Source organism: Pedobacter sp. 01N416 (assembly GCF_056399685.1).
In genome coordinates this window covers 1-1,349 of sequence record NZ_JBFTRT010000866.1, presented here as the reverse complement: position 1 = coordinate 1,349, position 1,349 = coordinate 1, and the positions used below count along the sequence as shown (strand labels likewise).

Annotated in this window: 1 protein-coding gene; it reads right to left on the bottom strand. The window is 44.5% G+C overall.

Annotation, left to right across the window (positions count from 1 at the left end; genetic code table 11):
• Positions 1 to 1,183 (bottom strand): PIN domain-containing protein (locus tag AC1DND_RS27975; protein ID WP_477586132.1); only part of this gene is annotated, 1,183 nt, incomplete at its 3' end.
• Positions 1,184 to 1,349 lie beyond the last annotated feature (166 nt).

Genomic DNA, 1,349 nt, shown 5'->3' with positions numbered 1-1,349 from the left:
ACTCTAGGCAGTAGCCTTCTTCGTTGAGTTGCTGGAAGTCTAACATGCATCCTTTGCATTCGTGGGTCATAATGATTTCGAAGCCTAGGTGGAACTCTTTTCCGTCTTTGTCCCGTTCGGTCTTTGAAATGTAAAGATAGCCACATTCTCCACATTCAATGATGTCTTTCCCATCCTCAATATGGTTGAGGCAGTTGCAATTTCCACATTCGATGAAGAAGGAGTTGCAGTTACCACAGTGGATAGCCCTGGTGTCGAGATAAGGGTTTTCCGGGGGAATGATGAACTCCTTCTTGAAAAGGCTAAGCTGATTTTCATCGCGACTACCACCCTTGATGCGGTGTGGATCGAGGAGATTATGGTGATGGACGTCCTCTGGCTGGAATTCCTGGTCGCAGACGAAGCAGTAATCCCAGCGCTGCGCACTCTCAATCATTTCTTCCTCTTCCTTACTCAGAAACTCTTGTTCTAGACTGTTGGCCAATTTGTGCAGAGCATAACTGAATTTCGAATTTGCCTCTTCAAGTATCGGTGCAAGGTCGGGATGGACCATCTCACGATCTTTTGGATCGGAAAAGTCACCCGAATTACTTGAAACAAAATATCCAGATGGACCTTTCTTTGGCCTAGACGGCGCTGTTTCCGATTTGCGGGCTACAAAATCGCTGAAACTTAGTAGATGCAACGCATCCGCCATGCTGTTCTTTTTTTCACCGGTAAAAGGAGCTTTTCTATCCAGAGCCATGTGTGTTGCCTCGATTCTGTGCTGGTCGGTAACTGGTATGGAGATGGTCCATCTGTTCAGAAACCGCTCCACTTCGAAGATATGGTTGCGAATGGTGAAGATCTTCTCTTCGGCCACCTGTGTAATCTTGAATTCCAATTCTTGAAGGTTTTTGTCCTTGCTAATAAATTCCCTGATAGGTTTAAGGCTGCTAATGTACGAGTCCCGCTTTTTTTCAATATCCTGGACCTTTGCTCTAGCCTGAGATTTATTGCGCTCGAACTCCTCTATTATAAGCTGATTGGCCAGTACGATGATTGCGCCATGCTCGGCTCTTTGGCGAAGAAGTTTAAAGATCTTCAGATGTGTGTCGTCGTGTTTATTCGAGTAGGGGGTGAACCCGTTGGCAAGATATATCCAATTGTTGGTGTCGAGAAATACGTAGATTGGTTTAGCCATATTGCAAATATAGATAGAAACATTTCATGTTATGAGGATGTTAGAAATAGGCTGCATAAACCACTCTATTTTGACCCCGTTCCGCCAAAACTAAACTTAATGTAAATTGTTGATAGTCTTCCTGTTGCCACTTTGGCAAAGAGGGGTCAATTGGAATGGTTTTTCC